The sequence below is a fragment of the Microbacterium xerophyticum genome (genome assembly GCF_053543555.1).
The window spans coordinates 1,134,105-1,154,955 of sequence record NZ_JBLVOB010000007.1; the positions used below are offsets into that span (position 1 = coordinate 1,134,105).

Here is a 20,851-nt window from a genome sequence, read left to right on the forward strand (position 1 = left end):
GCCGCCCCCACCCCAGGTCACGGTGAGCGGTTCGTTCAGATCGCGTCGCGCGGGTCCGTCAGATCGCGGCCGGCGACCTCCGGCATCCAGATCGAGGCGAACAGTGCGCACAGCGTGAAGACCATGAGCATGATGATGATCGGGATGAACGAGCCCGTGACGGCCGAGACCCAGGCGGCCGCGATGACGGGGCCCGCGCCGGTCGCGACGATGGCGGCGATCTCACGCTCCATGGCCGTGAAGGTGTAGCGGTTGCGGGAGCCGAACAGCTCGGGCAACGTCAGGTTCTCGAGCGAGGCGAAGCTCATCACGGCGAGGTTGTGCAGCACGACGTAGCCGATGAAGACCTGCGTGGTGTCCTTGCTGCTGATCATGAGCATCGTCGGGATGATGACGATGAGCGCGATGATCGACCAGATCATGTACATCCGCTTGCGGCCGAAGCGGTCGCCGAGCCAACCGGACAGCGGCACGGTGATGAAGGCGACCAGCGACGAGACGATCACGGCGTTCACGCCGATCGAGCGGTCCAGCAGAAGCACCACGGTGATGTAGCTGATGAGGTACGTCTGGATCATGCCCGAGTTGCCGGCCTGACCGAAGCGCAGCAGCAGCGCGATCGAGAACGCCTTCCACGGCTTGCGCTGCATGGCCTCGAGCGTGCGGATGTCGTTGGTCTCGGTGGCGAGCTTCACGGCCTCGTCGCGCGAGAGCGCCTTGCCGTCGACGACGTCGTCGCGCTCCTCGAAGACCGGGGTCTCCTTGAGGTTGAAGCGCACCCAGATCGCGAACAGCATGATGACGGCGCTGGCGATGAAGGGGATGCGCCACGCCCATGCGATGACCTCGTCCTCGCTGTACGCGAAGAGCAGGATGGCCCAGATGCCCGAGGCGAGCAGCGTGCCGCAGTTCGTGCCGAGGGCGACCAGGGAGGCGATGATGCCACGGCGTTTGGCCGGCGCGTACTCGGCGAGCATGACGCCGGCACCGGAGATCTCCGCCCCGGCGCCGAAGCCCTGCGCGATGCGCAGCAGCACGAGAAGGATCGGCGCGAGGATGCCCACCTGCGAGTAGGTCGGCAGGAAGCCGATGAGGGTGGTCGCGAGTCCCATCAGGAGGATCGTGTAGAACAGCACCTTCGTGCGACCGGTCTTGTCGCCGAGCCGGGCGAAGAAGAACGCGCCGACCGGACGTGCGACGTAACCGACGCCGTACGTGGCCATCGCGGCGACGACGGCGATCGCGGGGTTCTCCGAGGAGAAGAAGAGATCGGCGAAGACGAGCGCCGCGGCCAGCGAATAGAGCTGGTAGTCCATGAACTCGAGGGCGGTGCCCAGCCATCCGGAGATGGCGGCGCGGACGAGGTCGCGCACCGACCTCTTCGCGGCGGGATCGACGGCCTGAGCCGTCGTCTGCGGTTCTGACATGGGAGGTACTCCTTCGGACCGGGAAACAGGATGGGGTGTGTCGGTGCGGCGGGGCCGCCGGGTGGAGGTGACGAGCTAGAGGGCCAGGAGGACCTTGGCCGAGGCGGACGAGTCGCGGGCGAGCTCGAACGCCGTGACGGCATCGGATGCCGGGAGCACGTGCGAGATGACGGGATCGAGTGCGTCGGACTCGGCCAGCAGCGCGACCGCGTCGTCGATCTCGGTGGAGAAGCGGAAGGCGCCGCGGATCGTGAGCTCCTTCGCGAGCAGGGGAGCCAGGTTCACGCCGATCTCGGCGTTCGGCAGCATCCCGACCTGCACGATGCGTCCCGCGCGGCGGGCGGCGCTGACGGCCTGGGTGAGGGCGGCGCCGACGCCGGAGCATTCGAAGACCACGTCGTACGACTCGCTGTCGATCGTCTCGCGGCCGACGAGGGCGAGCTCAGACGCGCCGAGCGACTGCGCGCGCTCGAGCGGTTCGGGGCGCACGTCACTGGCCCCGACGACGGCGGCCCCCGCGTGCACAGCGGCCGCGACGACGAGCAGGCCGATGGGGCCGGCGCCGATCACGAGCACGCGCGTGCCGCGGATGTCGCCGGCGAGGCGCACGGCGTGGATCGCGACGGCGAGAGGCTCGGCGAGGGCGGCGCGCTCGAGCGGCAGCGCGGCGGGGAGCACGCGGACCATGTGGTCCTCGACGATGAGCAGCTCGGCTGCTCCGCCCTGACGGTGCGGGTCCGCGGCGGCGCTGCCGAAGTAGTCGCCGCCCGGACGCAGATGCGGATGCTCCTCGAGGCCAGGCACGGGGGCGCCGTATCGCGCGGGGTGCACCGTCACAGGGGTGCCGGGGGCCAGGCGACCGGACGGGTCGAGGTCGACGACGCCGGAGAGCTCGTGTCCAGGGGTCAGGGGCTCGCGGATCGTGTACTCGCCGTTGGCGCCGTGGAAGTAGTAATGCAGGTCGGAGCCGCAGATGCCCACGTAGTTCACGCGCAGGCGCACCTCGCCGTCGCCCGGGGTCGGAACCTCGCGGTCCTCCCAGCGGATGTCTTCCTTGCCGTGGATGGCGAGAGCCTTCATGGCTGCATCTCCTTCGTGGTGGTCTCGGATGCCGAGGTGGCATCGGCGATCGCGGCGTCGACGCCGCGCCGCTGGACGATGTCGATCAGGTCGCCGACGCGCTCGATGAACGCATCCTGGGATCCGAGTCCATCACCGAACAACTGGAGTTCGCCGATCACGCGCTGAGCCAGCTCGCGACCGTCCCTGGCACGCGCCGCGTATCCGGCCAGGCGCCCGCGGGCGCCGTCGGTCATGGCGGCGGCGTGACGTCCGGGATCGAAGCCGGGCAGCGGCGCGATGCACGACAGGTACCCGGCGACGGTCAGTGCGATCAGGTGCGGCATCTCGCCCGCACGCAGCGCGCGCAGAGCCGGCTCGGGGATGCGCTGGCGCAGCTTGACCGAGCCGTCGGTTCCGACCTGGCTGGTGCGGTGGCCGAGGGCACTGTTGGCCCAGCGGTCGAAGAGCTCGCTCTCGTACGCGCGGATGTCGAGTCCCGATGGCACCTCGATCGAGGGCTCGTACTCGTCGCGCAGCACGGCGCGGGCGGCGCGTTCGATGCCTTCGAGTCCGATCGCCTCGGGGATCGTTCCGACATCGCTCAGCGCGCCGAGGTAGGCGATGAGGGAGTGCGTGCCGTTGAGGAGCCGCACCTTCATCTGCTCGTAGCGTCCGACCTCGTCGGTGAACACGGCGCCGCCGGCCTCCCAGGCCGGGCGACCACCGGCGAAGCGGTCTTCGATCGCCCACATCGTGAACGGCTCGGCCGGCACGGGGATGTCGTCGCGAGCGCCGAGCAGGGTGGTCACCCTGGTGCGCAGCTCCGCCGTGGTCGCCGGCACGATGCGGTCGACCATGCTCGAGGGGAAGGACACCCCGCGGTCGAGGAACGCCAGCGCCTCTGCCCCGTCGGACCCGGGGAGCTCGTGCAGGAACTCGCGGACGAGCTTCTCGGTATGGGTGCCGTTGGATGCGAGGTTGTCGCAGCTGAGGATCGAGATCGGCTCGCCGCCGGCCCCGGCGCGGGCCTGGAGGCCGCGGGCGAGCTGACCGATCGTCGAGCGGGCGGCGCCGCCCCGCAGGTCGGATCTCACGGTGTCGTCGTCGAGGTCGAGGTGCTGTGTCGCGGGAGAGTAGCTGTAGCCGTTCTCGGTGACGGTCAGTGTCACGATCCGGATGCCGGGGTCGGCGATCTGGGCGACGACGCGCTCGGGCTGCTCGGCGCCGACGAAGGCGTCGGTGTGCACGCCCGGGATGGTCAGCGACGTGCTGCCGGGGGCGATCGTGGCGACCGAGTAGAGAAGATCCTGGGCGTGCAGGGCGTCGACGATCGAGCGGGAACGCGAGGCGACGCCGACGATTCCCCAATCGCCGCCTGCGGACTGCAGCGCTGCGGCGGTGTAGACGGCCTGGTGCGCCCGGTGGAAGCTGCCGAGGCCGAGGTGCAGGATGCCCGAGCCGGTGGGGGCGACCAGCGGTGCTGCCGTGGCCGGTGTGGCACGACTCAGGACCGGGGCTTCGAGGCTCACGCGGTGGCTCCTTCGCTTGGGCCGCGCACCGGTGAGGGTGATCGGCGGTGATCGTCGTGCAACTAGTATGTATGAGTTGTACAAACACGTCAAGCCGATTTGCATCGCGATCGAGGATCGTAGGATTGTCGCGAGGGTGGGAGATCGAGATGGCAGCGACGCTGACTGACGTGGCACGGCATGCAGGCGTGTCCATCGCGACTGCCTCCCGTGCCTTCGGCGAGCCCGACCGTCTGGCGCCGAACACGCTGGGGCGCGTGCTCCAAGCGGCGAGCGACCTGGGTTACGAGACGCCGCAGTCGGCCACGGCCACCCGTACCTTCGGGGTCGTCGTGCCCGATGTCTCCAATCCCGTGTACGCCACCCTGCTCAAGGCGATCCAGGGTCAGGCCTGGCACGGACGCCATCGCATCGTGCTGTTCGACGCCGACGAGGACCTGCGCAGGGAGCGCGAGCAGATCGAGCAGGCCCGTCGGCTCGACGGCATGCTGCTGTGCTCTCCGCGTCTGCCCGACGCCGAGGTGCTCGAGCTGGTCGGCGACACCCCGTACGTCGTCGTGAACCGCCAGATCGACGGTGCGCCCTGCGTGCTGATGGATGCGGAGCACGGTCCGGCGCAGGCGATCGAGCATCTCGCCGCGCTCGGGCACACGCACATCGCCTATGCGGCCGGTCCCCGTGGATCGTGGGCCGACATCCGCCGGGCGGACACGATCGCACGGGCGTGCGAGCGCCACGGCATCCGCCTCACCCCGCTCAATCATCAGGCGGCGTCGATCCAGGGCGGCCGCGCCGCTGCGGCGCCGGCCGCGGCGAGCGGTGCGACCGCCGTCGTCGCCTACAACGATCTCGTCGCTCTCGGCCTCGAATCGGGACTGCTGGAGCTGGGCAAGAAGTGCCCCGCCGACATCAGCATCGTCGGCATCGACGACATCGACCTCGCCGGCGCGGTCACGCCGGGGCTCACCACCGTGCGGATGCCGATCGCCCGAAGCGGCGCCCTCGCGGTCGACCTGCTGCTGCAGGCGATCGTCGGAACGGCGATAGACGACATCACGCTCGGCTCGCAGCTGATCGTGCGAGCCTCCACGGCGGCGCCGGCGGCAGTGCCCGCTTCCTGAGGGTTCGCCGCTCCCGTTCGGGAGGAGAACTCCCCGTCGGGCGGAGGAATCCGCGTGAAATCTCCGCCCGAGAGGGAGAAGTCCTCCCGACAGGACCCGCCGAGTCGTCCAGAACAGCCCTCCGATAGCCTGACGGCGGCCCGCACCTCAGGCCGCGCCCGCCAAGGCTCAGACCGCGCCAGACACCTTCGAGATCTCTCCGACGACCTCGCGCAGCACGGGGATGGCACGCTCGGCGAAGCCCTCGTCGACGCGGGCGACCGGTCCCGACACCGAGACCGCGGTGAGCGTGGGCATGTCGGGAACCGCCATGGCGTAGCAGCGCACGCCGATCTCCTGCTCCCCGTCGTCGATCGCGTAGCCGCGCTCACGGGTAAGGGCGAGATCGGCCAACAGGGCGTCGATCGTCCCGAGCGAGTGCTCGGTGTCGCGCGGCAGTCCGGTGCGGGAGACGATGTCGCGGACGGCGTCATCGCTCATCTGCGCGAGGATCGCCTTGCCGACGCCCGTCGAGTGCAGGTAGGAGCGGCGGCCCACCTCGGTGAACATGCGCATCGCGTGCGGAGACGGCGCCTGCGACACGTAGATCACGCGGTCACCGTCGATCGTGGCGAGGTTGGACGTCTCGCCCAGGCGCTCGACGAGGTCCTTGAGCTGCGGCATCGCGATCCGACCGAACTTGCGGTTCGCGGCCTCGCCGAGACGCACGAGTCGCGGGCCGAGCGCATAACGCCGATTCGCGAGCTGGCGGGCGTACCCGAGTGAGACGAGGGTGCGCAGCAGGCGATGGATCGTGGGCAGCGGCAGCTCGGCGGATGCCGACAGCTCACTGAGCGTCACATCGCCGCCGGCGTCGGCGATGAGCTCGAGCAGGTCGAAGACTCGGGTGACGGACTTCACTCCGTCGCTGGATCCAGCGGCCATTCCGATACCTTTCGTGGCGTGCTGCGCGCCGCGTTGGGCAGCACGCGATTATCCGCATCGCGGAAATCATTATTCGCCAGAGTAGCCCATGACTCGGGGTGGTCCGGCGCGGCATCGACGGTGGCCGTGCTTCTCGAATGCTGTTCGACAGCTGAAGTATCTGTCTGATAGGTTGGAGTGACCTGATCAACTCGAGGACGAAGGATCATGAGCTACACACCCGATGCGATCCGCACCATCACCCTGTCGACCCTGAGACTGCCGCTTGCGACGCCCATCTCCGATGCGAAGGTCTTCACCGGTCGCCAGCAGCCCATGACCGAGGTCGTACTGCTGCTCGCGGAGATCATGACCGAGCACGGATTCGCCGGGCACGGCTTCAGCTACTCCAAGCGCGCCGGTGGCCCTGCCCAGTACGCGCACGCACGGGAGGTGGCCGGTGCGGCGATCGGAGAAGACCCGAACGACATCGCGAAGCTCTACACGAAGCTGATGTGGGCTGGTGCGTCCGTCGGACGCTCCGGTGTCGCGACGCAAGCGCTCGCAGCGATCGACATCGCCCTCTACGACCTCAAAGCGAAGCGCGCGGAGCTTCCCCTGTCGAAGCTGCTCGGTTCTCATCGCGACGCGGTCCGCACATACGACACGTCCGGTGGCTTCCTCAACGCCTCGATCGATGAAGTGCGCGAGCGCGCATCGCAGTCGATCGCGGAGGGCATCGGCGGCATCAAGATCAAGGTCGGTCTTCCAGACGCCGCCGAAGACCTGCGGCGGGTGCGCGCCGTCCGCGAGCACATCGGCGACCACGTGCCGCTCATGGTCGACGCGAATCAGCAGTGGGACCGCGCCGGGGCGCTGCGCATGGGGCGGCGGCTCGAAGAGTTCGACCTCGTCTGGATCGAGGAGCCCCTCGATGCCTACGACGCCGTGGGCCATGCTGATCTCGTCCGCGCGCTGGACACCCCCATCGCAACGGGTGAGATGCTCGCGTCGGTCGACGAGCACGAGCGGCTCATCGCGGCACGCTCGTGCGACATCCTCCAGCCGGATGCTCCTCGCATCGGCGGTATCACTCCTTTCCTGCGGCTCATGACTCTGGCCGATCACGCCGGTCTCGATCTTGCGCCGCACTTCGCCATGGAGATCCACCTGCACCTTGCCGCGTGCTATCCGCGCGAACCGTGGGTCGAGCACTTCGATTGGCTCGATCCGCTGTTCGAGGAGCGGCTCGAGATCCGCGACGGCCGGATGCTCGTGCCGGACCGCCCGGGCCTCGGCTTCACCTTCAGCGACCAGGCACGTGCCGGGACGACCGACACCACCACGATCGGGCGGTGAGAAGAGGGCGCGTCCTCTTCCTTCTCCCACCTGACACGACATACCCTCAGCGAGGCCGCTGAGCGACAGAGAGGTCAAAAACAATGTCAGAAAAGCTCTCCACACGCCGGATGTGGTGGATCGCGCTCATCTCGGGCATGGCGTCGTACATCGACGCCGCAGCGATGACTTCGAGCGGCACCGCACTCGTCCTGCTCAAGGACACGCTGTCACTCACTCCGGAGATGATCGGCGTGCTGTCATCCGCGCTCACGTTCTCGGTTGCGATCGGCGCGCTGTTCGGCGGCCGGTTGGGCGACCTCCTCGGCCGCAAGACGGTGTTCATCGCGACGATGGCATTCATCGCGATCGGATCGCTGCTGCTCGTGTTCGTCGAGGTGTTCCCCGGTCTTCTCGCAGGGATGATCCTCGTCGGCCTCGGCGCGGGCGCCGACCTGCCCGTGTCGCTCGCGACGATCGCCGAGATGGCGAGAGCGGGCCTTCGCGGGAGCATGCTCGGCTTCAGCCATCTGCTGTGGAAGATCGGCAGCATGGTCTCTCTCGGCCTTGCCACGCTCGTCGGGTCCATGGGTCAGCTCGGGGCACAGATCCTCTTCGGTCACATCGTCATCGCCACGGTCCTGACTCTGATCGGTCGTCTGTCGGTGCCTGAATCTGCCAGGTGGCGCGCCGATCGACTCGCCGAGAAGGCCCAGGCGACCAGTCGCTCGGATGCTGCTCTCGGCTGGAGCACGCTGAAGACCCTCGTGAAGCCGCCGTTCGTGACGTACTTCCTCGCCCTTGCGATCTTCTACACGCTCATGAACCTCGGATCGAACACGGTCGGCCAGTACGGCGCGTACATGTACACCGAAGTGGCCGGATCCAGCGTCCAGGTCTTCTCGACCGTCAAGCTCATCACGATGTTCCTCGGCGCGATCCTCGTCGTCGTGTTCATGAAGGTCGTCGCGACCAGATGGCGCATGACGTGGTTCGTCATGGGTGCGATCTGCACGATCGTCGCGATGGGCGTCCCGCTCGTGTTCGGCCCCGAGAACGTGTGGGCGCTCAATGTCATGATGTTCCTGTGGCTGCTCGGCACCGTCTTCGCCGGCGAAGGCATCATGAAAATCTGGACGCAGGAGTCGTTCCCGACGCTGCTGCGTTCGTCGGCGCAGGGAGCGATCATCGCGATCGCCCGGTTCGGATCGGGCGGCCTTGCGCTCGTCACCCCCTTGGTGCTGGCGAACGGCCCTCGCGCGCTCTTCGCGCTGCTCGGAGGCGCCTGCCTGGTCGCCGTCGTACTCGCGTTCGTCGTGTTCAGTCGCCAGCGCACGGCTGTGATCGACGAGGAGGAGGCCGCGGAGGATGCCGCGACCGCGGTCGCCTCCACGGACACGCGGGTGAGCCGATGACCCACGGGGTCACCGATATCGTGCGGGCCGTCCGTGAGGGCGGTCCGCACGCTGCGCCGCTCATGCGCTGGTGGTGGTTCTCGTCGCATGTGAGCGCCGAGGCGATCGATGCCGATCTCGACGCGATGCGTGCGTCAGGCATCGGGGGAGTCGAGGTGTCGTTCGTCTACCCCGTCGCACCAGAGAGCGCAGACTTCCTGTCCCCCGCCTTCCTGGAACTCGTCGGCCATGCGGCCAGGGGAGCGGAGGCACGGGGTATGCGCTTCGACCTCACCCTCGGCGCTGGATGGCCGTTCGGCGGCCCGCACATCGGCGAAGATCATGCCGCGCGTCGGTTGCACTGGGAGCGCGTCGAACTCCCGCCGGGCACGGTGGAGATCGGATACCGCCCTCCGTTCGACGGCGACATCCTCATCGGCGCCTACGTCGGAGCCGGTTCGTTGCAGGAGGCGCCTGCGTCGTGGGAGCGGGTCGAGCTCGCGGAGCGCATCCGCGTTCCGGAACTCGGTCGAGGCCCCCGGGTTCTCCTCGTCGCGCTATCGCGGCTCACGGGCCAGAACGTCAAACGCGCGCCGCAGAGCGGTGAAGGCCTCGTGCTCGACCACTACTCGGCTGCCGCAGCGCGGGTGCACCTCGACGCCGTCGCCGAGCCTCTGGTGCGCGCCGCCGGTGCCGAGCGGGTGCACGCGGGATTCTGCGACAGTTTCGAGGTGTACGAAGCGGACTGGACGCCGCGGCTGCCGGAGGAGTTCCACGCTCGGCACGGATACGACCTGCTTCCCGTGCTCTGGATGCTGCACACCGGTGGTCGCGGTTGCGAACGCCTCCGCGCAGACCTGCTCACCACGCTCACCGAGCTGTTCGAGGAAGGATTCCTCGCGGTCTTCCGCCAGTGGGCATCCGAGCGCGGCATCCTCTTCCGTGCGCAGTGCTACGGCGAGCCGCCGATGCTCACCAGCAGCTTCCGGCACGTCGACCTCTTCGAGGGGGAGGGGTGGGGATGGCGCCGTTGGACCAAGAACAGCTGGGCTGTCTCCGCGGCGAGTGCATACGGGAGGCAGCTCGTGTCATCCGAGACCTGGACCTGGGTGCGCTCGCCCTCCTTCCGAGCGGGACCCCTTGATCTGCTGGCCGAGGCATATGAGCACCTCCTCGCCGGCGTGAATCTCATCATCGGGCACGGGTGGCCGTTGGGCGCGGCGCTCGGAACGGATCAGCCCGTCTTCTATGCATCCGGTGCGATCGATTCGCGGAACCCGTGGTGGCACGTGGCGCCGGAACTGTTCGGAGCGATCGAGCGCGTATGCGCGGCGCTTCAGCTCGGTCGGCGTACTGCCCAGGTCGGCGTCTATCACGCGGTCTCCGACTTGCGCGCCCGTGCCGAGGGTGAACGCCCCTTCGACATGTGGCGTCAGACCCGACGGTTCGTCGACGACGCATTCGTCGCGGCACTGCGCACGACGGGGCTCGACTACGACCTCGTCGATGACGATTCCCTCGTGGCGGGAGGTACGGACCGGTTCGAGGTGATCCTCATCCCGGCGGGCAGCAGGCTGACTTCTGCCGCGGAAGAAGCGCTGCAGCGTGACACGACGCGGGTCGTTCATCTCTCAGAATTCGGAGGCGACGCTCGCGACGTCGAGATCCGTGAGGCGCTGGGCGGCGTCATCCCTCCGATCATGACGAATCAGCCGGCATCCGTCGGCGTCGCCACTCGGCAGCTCGACGACTCGCTGCTGTCGCTCGTCGTGAACACCGCAGAGACCGAGAGCCTCGTCGAGGTCGCCTCGCCGCAGGGCGATCGCGCCGTGACGGTGTGGGATGCCGTCTCCGGTGCCGTCCGTGCAACGTCGACCGGGGGTGCTGTCGCGGTCCGGCTGGGCTCGTACGAGGGGGTGATCGTCGCGCAGTCGGATGCGCCGCTCGCTGCCATTGCGAACCGCGCCTCGGAACACGGCGGCGTCGTGCCCCTCGCAAGGTGGGCCGTGGTCGGCGACGGCGACGCGCGAGCCGTCACGCTGCCCCACGTCTGGGAGGAGGATTCGCTCGTCGCTCCCGAGGTCGAGTCGCTCGCGTACGAGACCGAATTCGAGCTCGGCGAGCCTTCGTCTGTGACACTCGACTTCGGTGACGTGCTGCCACCGGTGCCCGATTCCATTGCCGATGGCGGCCTGCGCGGCAACTCGTTCGCTCTGCCCGCGGATCCTCCCATCGGCGTCTCCGCTCGCGTGTTCCTCGACGGGGTGCCGGCAGGGAACGTCTGGCGGAGCGCGTTCATCGCACCTCTCGGCGAGGTGCGGGCGGGGCGGCACCGGCTGCGCGTGGAGGTGACGAGCGTCGGCGTGCGCGGGACGGCGGCGGAGGCGATCGATGGGGGCGCGGCGGAGGTCATCGCCGCACACGGCGTGCGCCACCGCGTGCAGGATGCCGCGCACCGTACGGCCGGTATCCGCTCGGGCATCCTCCGGGATCCGGTTCTGCGCATCGGCGTCTGCTGAGCGGCATCCCCTTCGTTTGCGGCGCATTGTCCGAGAGTCGCGTCGTGGATGGGACGATGGACAGATGACCACGTCGCGCGCCGAGGATATCGGACGGGTACTCGCACAGCGGATCATCGACGGCGAGATCGCCCCCGGTGATCGACTCCCCAGCGAGGGGCGGCTCGTCGAGGAGTTCGGCGCGAGCAGAACAGTGATCCGCGAGGCGCTGCAGCGGCTGCAGTCGCGCGGTCTCGTGCGCACGAGAGTGGGATCGGGGAGCTACGCGCTCACACCCCCTTCGGACACCGGATCCGAGAGCTGGCTCACGGCGCGCAGCGAAGCCGAGCGCGACGAGCTGCACGGCCTGCGCATCGCCATCGAGTCCGAGGCCGCGGCGCTCGCTGCGCGTGCGCCTGCTCCCGCGGACCTCGGCGAGATCGATGCAGCGCTCACCACCCTCATCGAGGCGTCGTTGCCGGCGCAGTCCCTCGAGGCCGACTTCGCCTTCCACCGCGCGGTCGCCGCGGCATCGAACAACCGCTACCTGCTTGCGATGCTCGACCACCTCGGTGCCAGGGCCATCATCCTGCCGTCGGCGCGGATCGCGGATGCGCAGCGCGCCGCCGAAGAGACCGCTGCCGTGCTCGCCGAGCATCGCGCGATCGCCATGGCCATCCGTCGCGCCGATCCGCTGGCAGCAGCAGCTGCGATGCGCGCGCACCTCACGGCATCCGCCGCCCGTCGTTCCCCGCACTGATCCGCTTCGCCGGCCACGTCCACCGACCACTGGCGTCGTACTGCCCCAGCGCGATCGTGACCATGACCCTCATCAGGATCGGAGGGTGCGCATTCTTGTAAGTTTCCGTATAGTGGATGTCAAAGTCCAGGATGCGAGAGGATCCGTTCAATGATGAATCAGAGTACCGATGGTGGCGTCCAGATCACACGTCAGCCCCGCATCGACGCGGCGGACGACATCCTCAGCGCCGAGGCCCTCCGTTTCGTGGAAGACCTGCACCGTGAATTCGACACCAGAAGGCGGGAGCTGCTGCTGGCACGCCAGCTCCGTCGTGAGCAGGTCGCCCGCACCGGGCGGCTCGACTTCCTCCCCGAGACCGCGCACATCCGTGAAGGGGACTGGCAGGTCGCTCCGGCACCGGCCGCCCTGCAGGACCGCCGCGTCGAGATCACCGGCCCCGCCTCTCCCGCGAAGATGGCGATCAACGCCCTGAACTCCGAGGCGCGCGTCTGGCTGGCCGACCTCGAAGACGCCTCGAGCCCCACCTGGGAGAACGTGGTCGAAGGGATCAGGAACCTCCGCGACGCCGCCCGCGGCACGCTCGCCTACACATCGCCCGCAGGCAAGCCGTACGCCCTGCGCACGGATGTGCATCGCCCCACCGTCGTCGCCCGTCCTCGCGGATGGCACCTCTCGGAGAGCCACGTGCTGATCGACGGCGAACGTGCGAGCGCGTCGCTCGTCGACTTCGGGCTGCACTTCTTCCACACCGCCCGCCAGCTCATCGCCAATGGGCACGGCCCGTACTACTACCTGCCCAAACTCGAGAGCCACCGCGAAGCGCGTCTGTGGAACGATGTGTTCGTGCATGCTCAGGATGCTCTCGGCATCCCCCAGGGGACGATCCGCGCCACGGTGCTGATCGAGACGATCCCTGCGGCCTTCGAGATGGATGAGATCCTCTACGAGCTGCGCGAGCACGCCTCGGGTCTCAATGCCGGACGCTGGGACTACCTGTTCAGCCTGATCAAGGTGTTCCGCGATCAGGGCGAGGCCTTCGCCCTGCCCGATCGCGCGGATGTCGCGATGACCGCGCCCTTCATGCGCGCCTACACCGAACTGCTCGTGAAGACCTGCCACCGGCGCGGTGCCGTCGCGATGGGCGGGATGGCGGCATTCGTGCCGAACCGTAACGACGTGGAGGCGACGAAGGCCGCCTTCGACAAGGTCCGTGCCGACAAGACCCGTGAGGCCGGCGACGGCTTCGACGGCTCATGGGTCGCGCATCCCGACCTCGTCCCGATCTGCCGAGAGGTGTTCGACGCCGTGCTCGGCGAGCGTCCGAACCAGCTCGACCGACAGCGGCCGGAGGTGGCTGTGACCGCTGACGAACTGCTCGACGTCGCATCGGCATCCGGAAGCGCGACCGAAGCGGGGCTGCGCACCAACCTCGCCGTGGGCGGCACGTACACCGCGGTGTGGCTCTCCGGCAACGGCGCCGTCGCGATCAACAACCTCATGGAGGATGCCGCGACCGCAGAGATCTCGCGTTCGCAGATCTGGCAGCAGCTGCGCAACGGCACCGTGCTCGCCGACACCGGAGCGCAGGTGACGGCCGAATTCGTCGAACGAGTGCTGGCCGAAGAGGTCGCCAAGCTCGCCGCCGCGGTGGGCGACGAGGACTTCGAGCGGTTCTACCAGCCTGCGGCCCGCCTGATCTCGCAGATCTGCCTCGATGACGAGTACGTCGACTTCCTGACCCTGCCGGCATACGAGTTGCTCACGGATGCCGCGGCAAGGGTGGACGCATGAGCAGCGGCATCAGCGACGCCGACCTGTCGAGGATCGATCAGCACCTTGCCTCCACCGACGAGCTTCTCGAGACCGTCTACCCCGGCGACAGCGGCGCGCGTCAGCCCGTGCACACGGTCTACGTCGCGGCGGACCGGTTCACGCCTGACCTCGCCGCGCAGTGGGGTGCGCAGGCGCTCGCCGCCGTCGAGGCGGCCGGCGGGATGGAGAGCCTCGCCGCGCAGGTCGGAATCGAGCCCGGCCTCATCGGCGAAGTCGCCGGTCGCGTGGCGCGCAAGCTCGCCATGGAGCCGATCGAGGATCTGCGGCTCGACTTCGAGGACGGCTACGGCGACCGCGGCGACGTCGAGGACGCGGATGTCGCGGACGCGGTGTCGAAGGTGTCGGATGCCGTGGCATCCGGATCGGCTCCGCCCTTCATCGGCATCCGCTTCAAATGCTTCGAGAAGCCGACCCGCGCTCGCGGCCTCCGCACCCTCGACCTGTTCATCGGGGGACTGCTCGATGCCGGTGGGCTGCCCGACGGACTCGTGCTCACGCTGCCGAAGGTGACGACGACCGCGCAGGTCGAAGCGATGGTCATGGCGGTGCAGGCGCTCGAGCGCGTGCACGGACTGGATGCCGGTCGTCTGCGCTTCGAGGTGCAGGTCGAGACGCCGCAGCTCGTGCTCGGCGCCGACGGGCGCTCGCCGCTAGCGCAGCTGCCGGTGGTCGCTCCGGGTCGTATCTCCGGCCTGCACTACGGCACCTACGACTACAGCGCCTCACTCGGGATCGCGGCGGGGTACCAGTCGATGGAGCATCCGGTCGCCGATCTCGCGAAGGAGATCATGCAGCTCGCGGTCGTCGGTACCGGCATCCGCCTCTCCGACGGCTCGACCAACATCCTCCCGGTGGGCGAGCGCGCGGCCGAGGCGTGGGCGCTGCATGCGCGACTCGTGCGGCGTTCGCTCGAACGCGGCTACTACCAAGGCTGGGATCTGCACCCGCATCAACTGGCGACGCGCTATCTCGCGACCTACGCCTTCTACCGGCACGGCTATGCCGATGCCGCGGCGCGGTTGCGCACGTACCTCGCGCACGAGGAGGGCGCCGTCATGGACGAGCCGGCCACGGCGCGGGCGCTGGCGTGGTTCGTGCTCCGCGGAGTGCAGTGCGGAGCCATCGACGCCGACGAGGTGGCTGCGGACATCGGCATCCGAGTCGATGCGCTCACCGCGCTCGCTCATCCCAGGCTCTCAGAGCACGCGCTCGCGGACGCCTGACGTCCCCCAGAATTCGAAGGAGAATCATGAGCTACTACACACCGGCCGGCGGCCTGCCGGACCAGACGACGCTGCTCACGGACCGTGCCATCGTCAAAGAGGCGTACACGGTCATCCCCAAGGGCGTCTTCCGCGACATCGTCACGAGCAACCTGCCGGGTTTCACGAAGACGCGCTCGTGGATCATCGCGCGTCCGATCGCCGGATTCGCCACGACGTTCTCGCAGCTGATCGTCGAGATCCAGCCGGGTGGAGGGGCCTCCCGCCCTGAGCCGGAGGCGGGCGTCGAGGGCGTCGTCTTCGTGACCGCAGGCGAGCTGACTCTGACGCTCGCGGGCGAGCAGCACGTGCTCGCTGGAGGGGGCTATGCGTTCCTCGCGCCGGGGGAGACGTGGTCGCTGGCCAACGAAGGTGCGGCGCTGACGTCGTTCCACTGGATCCGCAAGGCCTACGAGCGCGCGGAGGGCATCGGTTTGCCGACGTCATTCGTGACGCGGGATCAGGACGTCGCGCCGCGCGAGATGCCGGACACCGACGGGGCATGGGCCACGACCCGCTTCGCCGATCCCGATGATCTGTCGCACGACATGCACGTCAACATCGTGACGTTCCAGCCCGGAGGATCGATCCCGTTCGCCGAGACGCACGTCATGGAGCACGGCCTCTTCGTGCTCGAGGGCAAGGCCGTGTACCGCCTCAACGACGACTGGGTCGAGGTCGAGGCCGGCGACTTCATGTGGCTGCGCGCCTTCTGCCCGCAGGCCTGTTACGCCGGCGGACCAGGGCCGTTCCGCTACCTGCTCTACAAGGACGTCAACCGCCAGGTCATGCTGACCCGCGGTGGGGATCCGCGCCCCTGGGGGTGAGGCCGCGCCGGGCTGCCGCACCCGCGTGGATCTCGGAAGCATTTCCCGGGTTCAGCATCGCGATGGCCCGTGATTTCCTTCCGGCAGCCCGCTGATTGCGTGCTCATCCTTGGCGTAGAGCGATCGCACGACGGATGCCGGCGATGAGCATCTCCGGCTTGTCGAGGTCGGCCTGGGTGAGGCGGATGACGATCCAGCCCGCGCTTTCGAGACAGCGCTGCCGCTGGATGTCTTTGCGCCACTGGTCCTTGTCCGTACGATGGCCGTCTCCCTCGTACTCGAACGCGATCTTCCACTCCGGATACGCGAGGTCGGTGCGACCGAGGAACTGCCCTTCAGTCCACACCTCGTGCTGCACGACGGGTTCGGGCAGACCGCTGTCGATGAGCAGCAGCCGGGTCTCGGTCTCCTTCGGCGATTCGACCCTCTCGCGTGCGAGCGGCAGGGCGGCGCGGATCGTCGCGCGCCCGCGGAACCTCTCCCATTCCTCGAGCCGACGGCTGATCTCGGAGCGCGTGCTGAGCGGCCTCCCCGGCCCGAGTTCGGGATAGTTGGATGCCGTCGTCAGCAGTGCGTCGAGCACGACGACCGCCTGCGTCACGGTCAGGGTCGCAGCGCAGGTGAAGAGCGCGGCGACTGGATCGATGACAGGATGTCCGCGGAGGATGCGGGTCTCAGCGCGGTCCTCGCGCATGCGCCGACCACGGACTCCCGGTGTCTTCGGCGGAGCTCCTGACCACGGTACGAAGATGTCGAGTGGTTCCTTCGAGGTCCATTTCGTCGGCATCGGCAGGCCCCAGTCGCGGGCTGCCGTCATCCCCCCGAATCGCTGGGCCGGCTTCAGCCGTGGCACGTAGCAGGCGACGAAGGCATGGAACGTCGTCGGCGCCTCGACCGAGCGAATGCCGTTGAACGGCCGGTGCAGATCGGGAGTGCTGTATCGGCCGGGGCGGAGGCCGACGGCTTCTGCCGTGCGCACTGAGAACCTGTCGCCCAGTCGGCGGGGGAGTCTGACCCGGTGTCGCATCCGTCGATATTGACGGAGCTGCGCGACGCGGCATCCCGAGTTCTCCGAGGATGTGAGCAACCCCCGCCTCTGTTCACCGCGTGCAGGAAGAGTCTTCTGCATCCCGCCCGTGGTGGTACCAGAAGGTTTTCGCGGGTTCGAGACGCCGCGAACCCGCGAAAGTGTTCCGGCAATGCACTCGGGGCGCGCCACCCGCGCAATCACCCCGGCCTGACGGATCCCACCGTTGACACCTCACCCGACTCGTCCTAGACTTTCATCTAGCAGAAGTTATCTTCCATAATACGGAAACCAACAGAAACGACGAAGGAGTCGAAATGACGTACACGGTGAACTGCTCGATCCTTCTCACCGAGCTCCCGCTGCTCGAGCGCCCCGCCGCAGCGAAGGCCGCCGGATTCGACGCGGTCGAGTTCTGGTGGCCGTTCTCCACCTCCGTTCCGCTCGACCACGAGGTCGACGCGTTCATCGCCGCCATCCGTGATGCCGGCGTGCAGCTGACCGGCCTCAACTTCAACGCCGGCGACATGCCCAACGGCGACCGCGGGCTGGTCTCGTGGCCCGCACGCGGCAAGGAGTTCCGCGACAACCTAGCCGTCGTGGTCGGCATCGGCCGCGAACTCGGCACCAAGGGCTTCAACGCGCTGTACGGCAACCGCATCGACGGTGTCGATCCCGCCGCGCAGGACGCCGTGGCGATCGAGAACCTCGCGGCCGCTGCAGACGCCGTCGCTGACATCGGCGGCACCGTGCTCATCGAGCCGGTCAGCGGTGCGGAGCGCTACCCGCTGCGCACCGCGGCTGATGCGCTGGACGTCATCGACCACGTGCGCACCTCGACCGGTGCGCGCAACCTCGCCCTGCTCGCCGACTTCTACCACCTCGCCGTGAACGGCGACGATGTGCCCCAGGTCATCGAAGAGCACGCCGCATCGTTCGGTCACATCCAGATCGCGGATGCGCCCGGCCGCGGCGCCCCCGGAACGGGCTCCCTGCCCGTCGACACCTGGATCGCACGCAGTCGCGAGCTCGGTTACTCCGGCTACATCGGGCTCGAGTACAAGGCGCCCATCGAGACCGCCTTCGCCTGGGCGACCGAATCCGCCGCCCAGGCGCACTGAACACACCCGCTTCTGCGGCATCGACGCCGCATCACACGAAGGAATCATCATGAGCAACATCGCAGTCATCGGCCTCGGCATCATGGGTCTTCCCATGGCGAAGAACCTCCTCGCCGCCGGGCATTCCGTCACCGGCTACAACCTCAGCCAGGACCGCATCGACGAACTCGTCGCCGCGGGCGGCCAGGGCGCGAGCGGTATCGCCGACGCAGTGAAGGGCGCCGACGTCATCATCACGATGGTGCCGGATTCCCCTGATGTCGCCGCCGCCGTCCGTGGCGACGAGGGCATCTTCGCGCACGCCGAAAAGGGGGCGCTGTGGATCGACGCATCCAGCATCCGCCCCGACGTGGCCAAGGAGCTCGCCGACGAGGCGATCGCCGCCGGCCTCCGCGCCGTCGACGCCCCCGTCTCTGGCGGCGAGCAGGGTGCGATCGACGCCGTGCTGTCGATCATGGTCGGCGGCACCGAAGAGGACTTCGCCGACGCCCTGAAGGTGCTCGAGTCGGTCGGCAAGACCATCGTGCACGTCGGTCCCGCAGGCGCCGGGCAGACGGTCAAGGCGGCCAACCAGCTGATCGTCGCCGTGAACATCCAGGCGCTGGCGGAGGCGATCATCTTCCTCGAGGCCTTCGGTGTCGACACGGATGCCGCGCTCAAGGTGCTCGGCGGCGGACTCGCCGGATCCAAGGTGCTCGACCAGAAGGGCCAGAAGATGCTCGATCGCGACTTCGCGCCCGGCTTCCGCCTCGCCCTCCACAACAAGGACATGGGCATCATCACCGCCGCCGCACGACAGGCAGGCATCACCATTCCGCTCGGTTCCCATGTGGCCCAGCTCGTCGGCTCCGCCGTGCAGCAGGGCGACGCCGGCCTCGACCATTCCGGACTGTTCAAGCTGACCGCGGCCTTCGCCGGTCGGGCCTGACACCACTTCTAAGGACAAGTCATGACCCGCATGCGCGCGGCAGATGCCGCCGTGGCCATCCTGGTGAAGGAGGGCGCCATCGAGGCGTTCGGCCTGCCAGGGGCCGCCATCAATCCGTTCTACTCCGCGATGCGCGCCAACGGCGGCATCCGGCACACGCTCGCCCGCCACGTCGAGGGCGCAGCCCACATGGCCGACGGCTACACCCGCGCCGCCGACGGCAACATCGGCGTCTGCATCGGCACGTCCGGTCCTGCCGGAACCGACATGATCACGGGGCTGTATGCGGCCTGGGCCGATTCGCTGCCGATCCTCTGCATCACCGGCCAGGCACCCGTCGCGAAGCTGCACAAGGAGGACTTCCAGGCGGTCGACATCGAGACCATCGCGAAGCCGCTCACGAAGATGGCGATGACCGTGATGGAGGGCGCGCAGGTTCCCGGCGCCTTCCAGAAGGCGTTCCAGCTGATGCGCGAGGGGCGGCCAGGGCCGGTGCTCATCGACCTGCCCATCGACGTGCAGCAGACCGAGATCGAGTTCGACATCGACGCCTACGAGCCGCTGCCGATCGCCAAGCCCGTCACTTCACGCCGCCAGGCCGAGAAGGCGATCGACATGCTGACCGCGAGCGCGCATCCCGTCATCGTGGCAGGCGGCGGCATCATCAACGCCGGTGCATCCGCTCAGCTCGTCGAGTTCGCGGAAGTGCTCGGCATTCCGGTCATCCCGACGCTGATGGGCTGGGGAGCCATCCCCGACGACCACGAGCTGAACGCCGGAATGGCGGGTCTGCAGACCTCGCACCGCTACGGCAACGCGACGCTGCTGGCGTCGGACTTCGTGCTCGGCATCGGCAACCGGTGGGCGAACCGCCACACCGGGAGCGTCGACAAGTACACCGAGGGCCGCACGTTCGTGCACGTCGACATCGAGCCGACGCAGATCGGTCGCGTCTTCGCGCCGGACCTCGGGATCGTCTCGGATGCCGGTGCCGCCGTCGCCGCATTCCTCGAGGTCGCACGCGAGCGCAGCATGTCCGGCACCCTGCCGGACTACTCGGCATGGGCGGAGGAGAGCCGCGAGCGCAAGGCCACGCTGCAGCGCAAGACGCACTACGACGACGTGCCGATGAAGCCGCAGCGCGTGTACGAGGAGATGAACCGCGCCTTCGGCAAGGACACCACCTACGTCACGACGATCGGGCTGTCGCAGATCGCCGGAGCGCAGCTGCTGCACGTGTTCGGTCCGCGCAAGTGGATCAACGCCGCGCAGGCCGGTCCGCTCGGATGGACGGGGCCCGCCGCTCTCGGCGTCGTCCGCGGCAAGCCGGGCGAGACCGTGGTCGCGCTGTCGGGCGACTACGACTTCCAGTTCATGATCGAGGAGCTCGCGGTGGGCGCGCAGCACAAGCTGCCGTACATCCACGTCGTCGTGAACAACAGCTATCTCGGTCTGATCCGCCAGGCCCAGCGCGGCTTCGAGATGGACTTCGAGGTGTCGCTGGCGTTCGAGAACATCAACTCCCCGCACGTGGAGGGCAGCACGGCGAACGGCTATGGTGTGGACCATGTCAAGGTCGCAGAGGGACTCGGATGCCGGGCGATCCGCGTCGAGCGCCCCGAAGATCTCGCCGCGGCATTCGCCGAGGCGCAGTCGCTCATCGATCAGTACCGGGTTCCCGTCGTGGTCGAAGCGATCCTCGAGCGCGTGACGAACATCCCGATGGGCACCGAACTCGACAACGTCAACGAGTTCGGCGAGCTCGCCGTCACGCCCGAGGATGCTCCGACCGCTATCCGTTCGCTCGCGAAGGTCTGA

The 20,851-nt window shown here is 68.3% G+C and carries 16 protein-coding genes; 11 read left to right on the top strand and 5 right to left on the bottom strand.

Going from position 1 to position 20,851, the window contains the following annotated elements:
- Window positions 1-35 precede the first annotated feature (35 nt).
- The 3 genes from ACNPNP_RS17105 to ACNPNP_RS17115 all read right to left on the bottom strand — a co-directional run bounded on the left by ACNPNP_RS17105 (window position 36) and on the right by ACNPNP_RS17115 (window position 4,018).
- A complete protein-coding gene (locus tag ACNPNP_RS17105; protein ID WP_448967218.1) occupies window positions 36-1,427 on the bottom strand; it encodes an MFS transporter in 1,392 nt (463 codons plus the stop codon).
- Between the two features lie 75 nt (window positions 1,428-1,502).
- Window positions 1,503-2,507, bottom strand: a complete 1,005-nt coding sequence (locus ACNPNP_RS17110) for an L-idonate 5-dehydrogenase (RefSeq protein WP_448967219.1) — start codon at window positions 2,505-2,507, stop codon at window positions 1,503-1,505.
- On the bottom strand, window positions 2,504-4,018 hold the full coding sequence (locus ACNPNP_RS17115) for a mannitol dehydrogenase family protein (protein ID WP_448967220.1): 1,515 nt from the start codon (window positions 4,016-4,018) through the stop codon (window positions 2,504-2,506). Before ACNPNP_RS17115 ends, ACNPNP_RS17110 begins: the two co-directional genes overlap by 4 nt.
- A gap of 149 nt (window positions 4,019-4,167) precedes the next feature.
- On the opposite strand from ACNPNP_RS17115, the gene ACNPNP_RS17120 reads away from it, so the two are divergent.
- Window positions 4,168-5,139, top strand: a complete 972-nt coding sequence (locus ACNPNP_RS17120) for a LacI family DNA-binding transcriptional regulator (protein WP_448967221.1) — start codon at window positions 4,168-4,170, stop codon at window positions 5,137-5,139.
- 168 nt (window positions 5,140-5,307) lie between these two features.
- On the opposite strand, the gene ACNPNP_RS17125 is transcribed toward ACNPNP_RS17120, so the two are convergent.
- A complete protein-coding gene (locus ACNPNP_RS17125; protein ID WP_448967222.1) occupies window positions 5,308-6,063 on the bottom strand; it encodes an IclR family transcriptional regulator in 756 nt (251 codons plus the stop codon).
- 207 nt (window positions 6,064-6,270) lie between these two features.
- Between ACNPNP_RS17125 and ACNPNP_RS17130 the strand changes: the two genes are divergently transcribed.
- From ACNPNP_RS17130 to ACNPNP_RS17160, 7 genes are all read left to right on the top strand, one after another.
- Window positions 6,271-7,401: an L-talarate/galactarate dehydratase gene (locus ACNPNP_RS17130; RefSeq protein ID WP_448967223.1), complete on the top strand. Its 1,131-nt coding sequence runs from the start codon at window positions 6,271-6,273 to the stop codon at window positions 7,399-7,401.
- Between the two features lie 83 nt (window positions 7,402-7,484).
- On the top strand, window positions 7,485-8,795 hold the full coding sequence (locus tag ACNPNP_RS17135; protein ID WP_448967224.1) for an MFS transporter: 1,311 nt from the start codon (window positions 7,485-7,487) through the stop codon (window positions 8,793-8,795).
- A complete protein-coding gene (locus ACNPNP_RS17140; RefSeq protein ID WP_448967225.1) occupies window positions 8,792-11,293 on the top strand; it encodes a glycosyl hydrolase in 2,502 nt (833 codons plus the stop codon). Before ACNPNP_RS17135 ends, ACNPNP_RS17140 begins: the two co-directional genes overlap by 4 nt.
- A gap of 64 nt (window positions 11,294-11,357) precedes the next feature.
- A complete protein-coding gene (locus tag ACNPNP_RS17145) occupies window positions 11,358-12,032 on the top strand; it encodes a FadR/GntR family transcriptional regulator (RefSeq protein ID WP_448967226.1) in 675 nt (224 codons plus the stop codon).
- Between the two features lie 150 nt (window positions 12,033-12,182).
- Entirely contained in the window at window positions 12,183-13,826 is a 1,644-nt protein-coding gene (aceB, locus tag ACNPNP_RS17150) for a malate synthase A (protein WP_448967227.1), read from the top strand.
- The gene (locus ACNPNP_RS17155) at window positions 13,823-15,091 is read left to right on the top strand and encodes a DUF6986 family protein (protein WP_448967228.1); all 1,269 of its coding nucleotides are present in this window, start codon (window positions 13,823-13,825) and stop codon (window positions 15,089-15,091) included. Before aceB ends, ACNPNP_RS17155 begins: the two co-directional genes overlap by 4 nt.
- 23 nt (window positions 15,092-15,114) lie before the next feature.
- Window positions 15,115-15,957: a bifunctional allantoicase/(S)-ureidoglycine aminohydrolase gene (locus ACNPNP_RS17160; RefSeq protein WP_448967279.1), complete on the top strand. Its 843-nt coding sequence runs from the start codon at window positions 15,115-15,117 to the stop codon at window positions 15,955-15,957.
- A 103-nt stretch (window positions 15,958-16,060) separates the two neighbouring features.
- On the opposite strand, the gene ACNPNP_RS17165 is transcribed toward ACNPNP_RS17160, so the two are convergent.
- Complete coding sequence (locus ACNPNP_RS17165) at window positions 16,061-16,936, bottom strand: endonuclease domain-containing protein (RefSeq protein WP_448967229.1); 876 nt, start codon at window positions 16,934-16,936, stop codon at window positions 16,061-16,063.
- Window positions 16,937-17,301: 365 nt separating this feature from the next.
- Here ACNPNP_RS17165 and ACNPNP_RS17170 point away from each other — a divergent pair, with 365 nt between their 5' ends.
- From ACNPNP_RS17170 to gcl, 3 genes are read left to right on the top strand one after another with little or no spacing between them, the layout of a single operon-like run.
- On the top strand, window positions 17,302-18,105 hold the full coding sequence (locus ACNPNP_RS17170) for a hydroxypyruvate isomerase family protein (RefSeq protein ID WP_448967230.1): 804 nt from the start codon (window positions 17,302-17,304) through the stop codon (window positions 18,103-18,105).
- A gap of 49 nt (window positions 18,106-18,154) precedes the next feature.
- Complete coding sequence (locus ACNPNP_RS17175; RefSeq protein ID WP_448967231.1) at window positions 18,155-19,033, top strand: 2-hydroxy-3-oxopropionate reductase; 879 nt, start codon at window positions 18,155-18,157, stop codon at window positions 19,031-19,033.
- A 21-nt stretch (window positions 19,034-19,054) separates the two neighbouring features.
- Window positions 19,055-20,851 carry a glyoxylate carboligase gene (gene gcl, locus ACNPNP_RS17180; protein ID WP_448967232.1) on the top strand — a complete coding sequence of 599 codons (1,797 nt, stop codon included), beginning with the start codon at window positions 19,055-19,057 and terminating at the stop codon, window positions 20,849-20,851.

Coding starts and splice junctions, on each gene's coding strand:
- ACNPNP_RS17105 (WP_448967218.1), bottom strand. CDS start 1,427: ATGTCAGAACCGCAGACGACGGCTCAGGCCGTCGATCCCGCCGCGAAG.
- ACNPNP_RS17110 (WP_448967219.1), bottom strand. CDS start 2,507: ATGAAGGCTCTCGCCATCCACGGCAAGGAAGACATCCGCTGGGAGGAC.
- ACNPNP_RS17120 (WP_448967221.1), top strand. CDS start 4,168: ATGGCAGCGACGCTGACTGACGTGGCACGGCATGCAGGCGTGTCCATC.
- ACNPNP_RS17125 (WP_448967222.1), bottom strand. CDS start 6,063: ATGGCCGCTGGATCCAGCGACGGAGTGAAGTCCGTCACCCGAGTCTTC.
- ACNPNP_RS17130 (WP_448967223.1), top strand. CDS start 6,271: ATGAGCTACACACCCGATGCGATCCGCACCATCACCCTGTCGACCCTG.
- ACNPNP_RS17135 (WP_448967224.1), top strand. CDS start 7,485: ATGTCAGAAAAGCTCTCCACACGCCGGATGTGGTGGATCGCGCTCATC.
- ACNPNP_RS17140 (WP_448967225.1), top strand. CDS start 8,792: ATGACCCACGGGGTCACCGATATCGTGCGGGCCGTCCGTGAGGGCGGT.
- ACNPNP_RS17145 (WP_448967226.1), top strand. CDS start 11,358: ATGACCACGTCGCGCGCCGAGGATATCGGACGGGTACTCGCACAGCGG.
- aceB (WP_448967227.1), top strand. CDS start 12,183: ATGATGAATCAGAGTACCGATGGTGGCGTCCAGATCACACGTCAGCCC.
- ACNPNP_RS17155 (WP_448967228.1), top strand. CDS start 13,823: ATGAGCAGCGGCATCAGCGACGCCGACCTGTCGAGGATCGATCAGCAC.
- ACNPNP_RS17170 (WP_448967230.1), top strand. CDS start 17,302: ATGACGTACACGGTGAACTGCTCGATCCTTCTCACCGAGCTCCCGCTG.
- ACNPNP_RS17175 (WP_448967231.1), top strand. CDS start 18,155: ATGAGCAACATCGCAGTCATCGGCCTCGGCATCATGGGTCTTCCCATG.
- gcl (WP_448967232.1), top strand. CDS start 19,055: ATGACCCGCATGCGCGCGGCAGATGCCGCCGTGGCCATCCTGGTGAAG.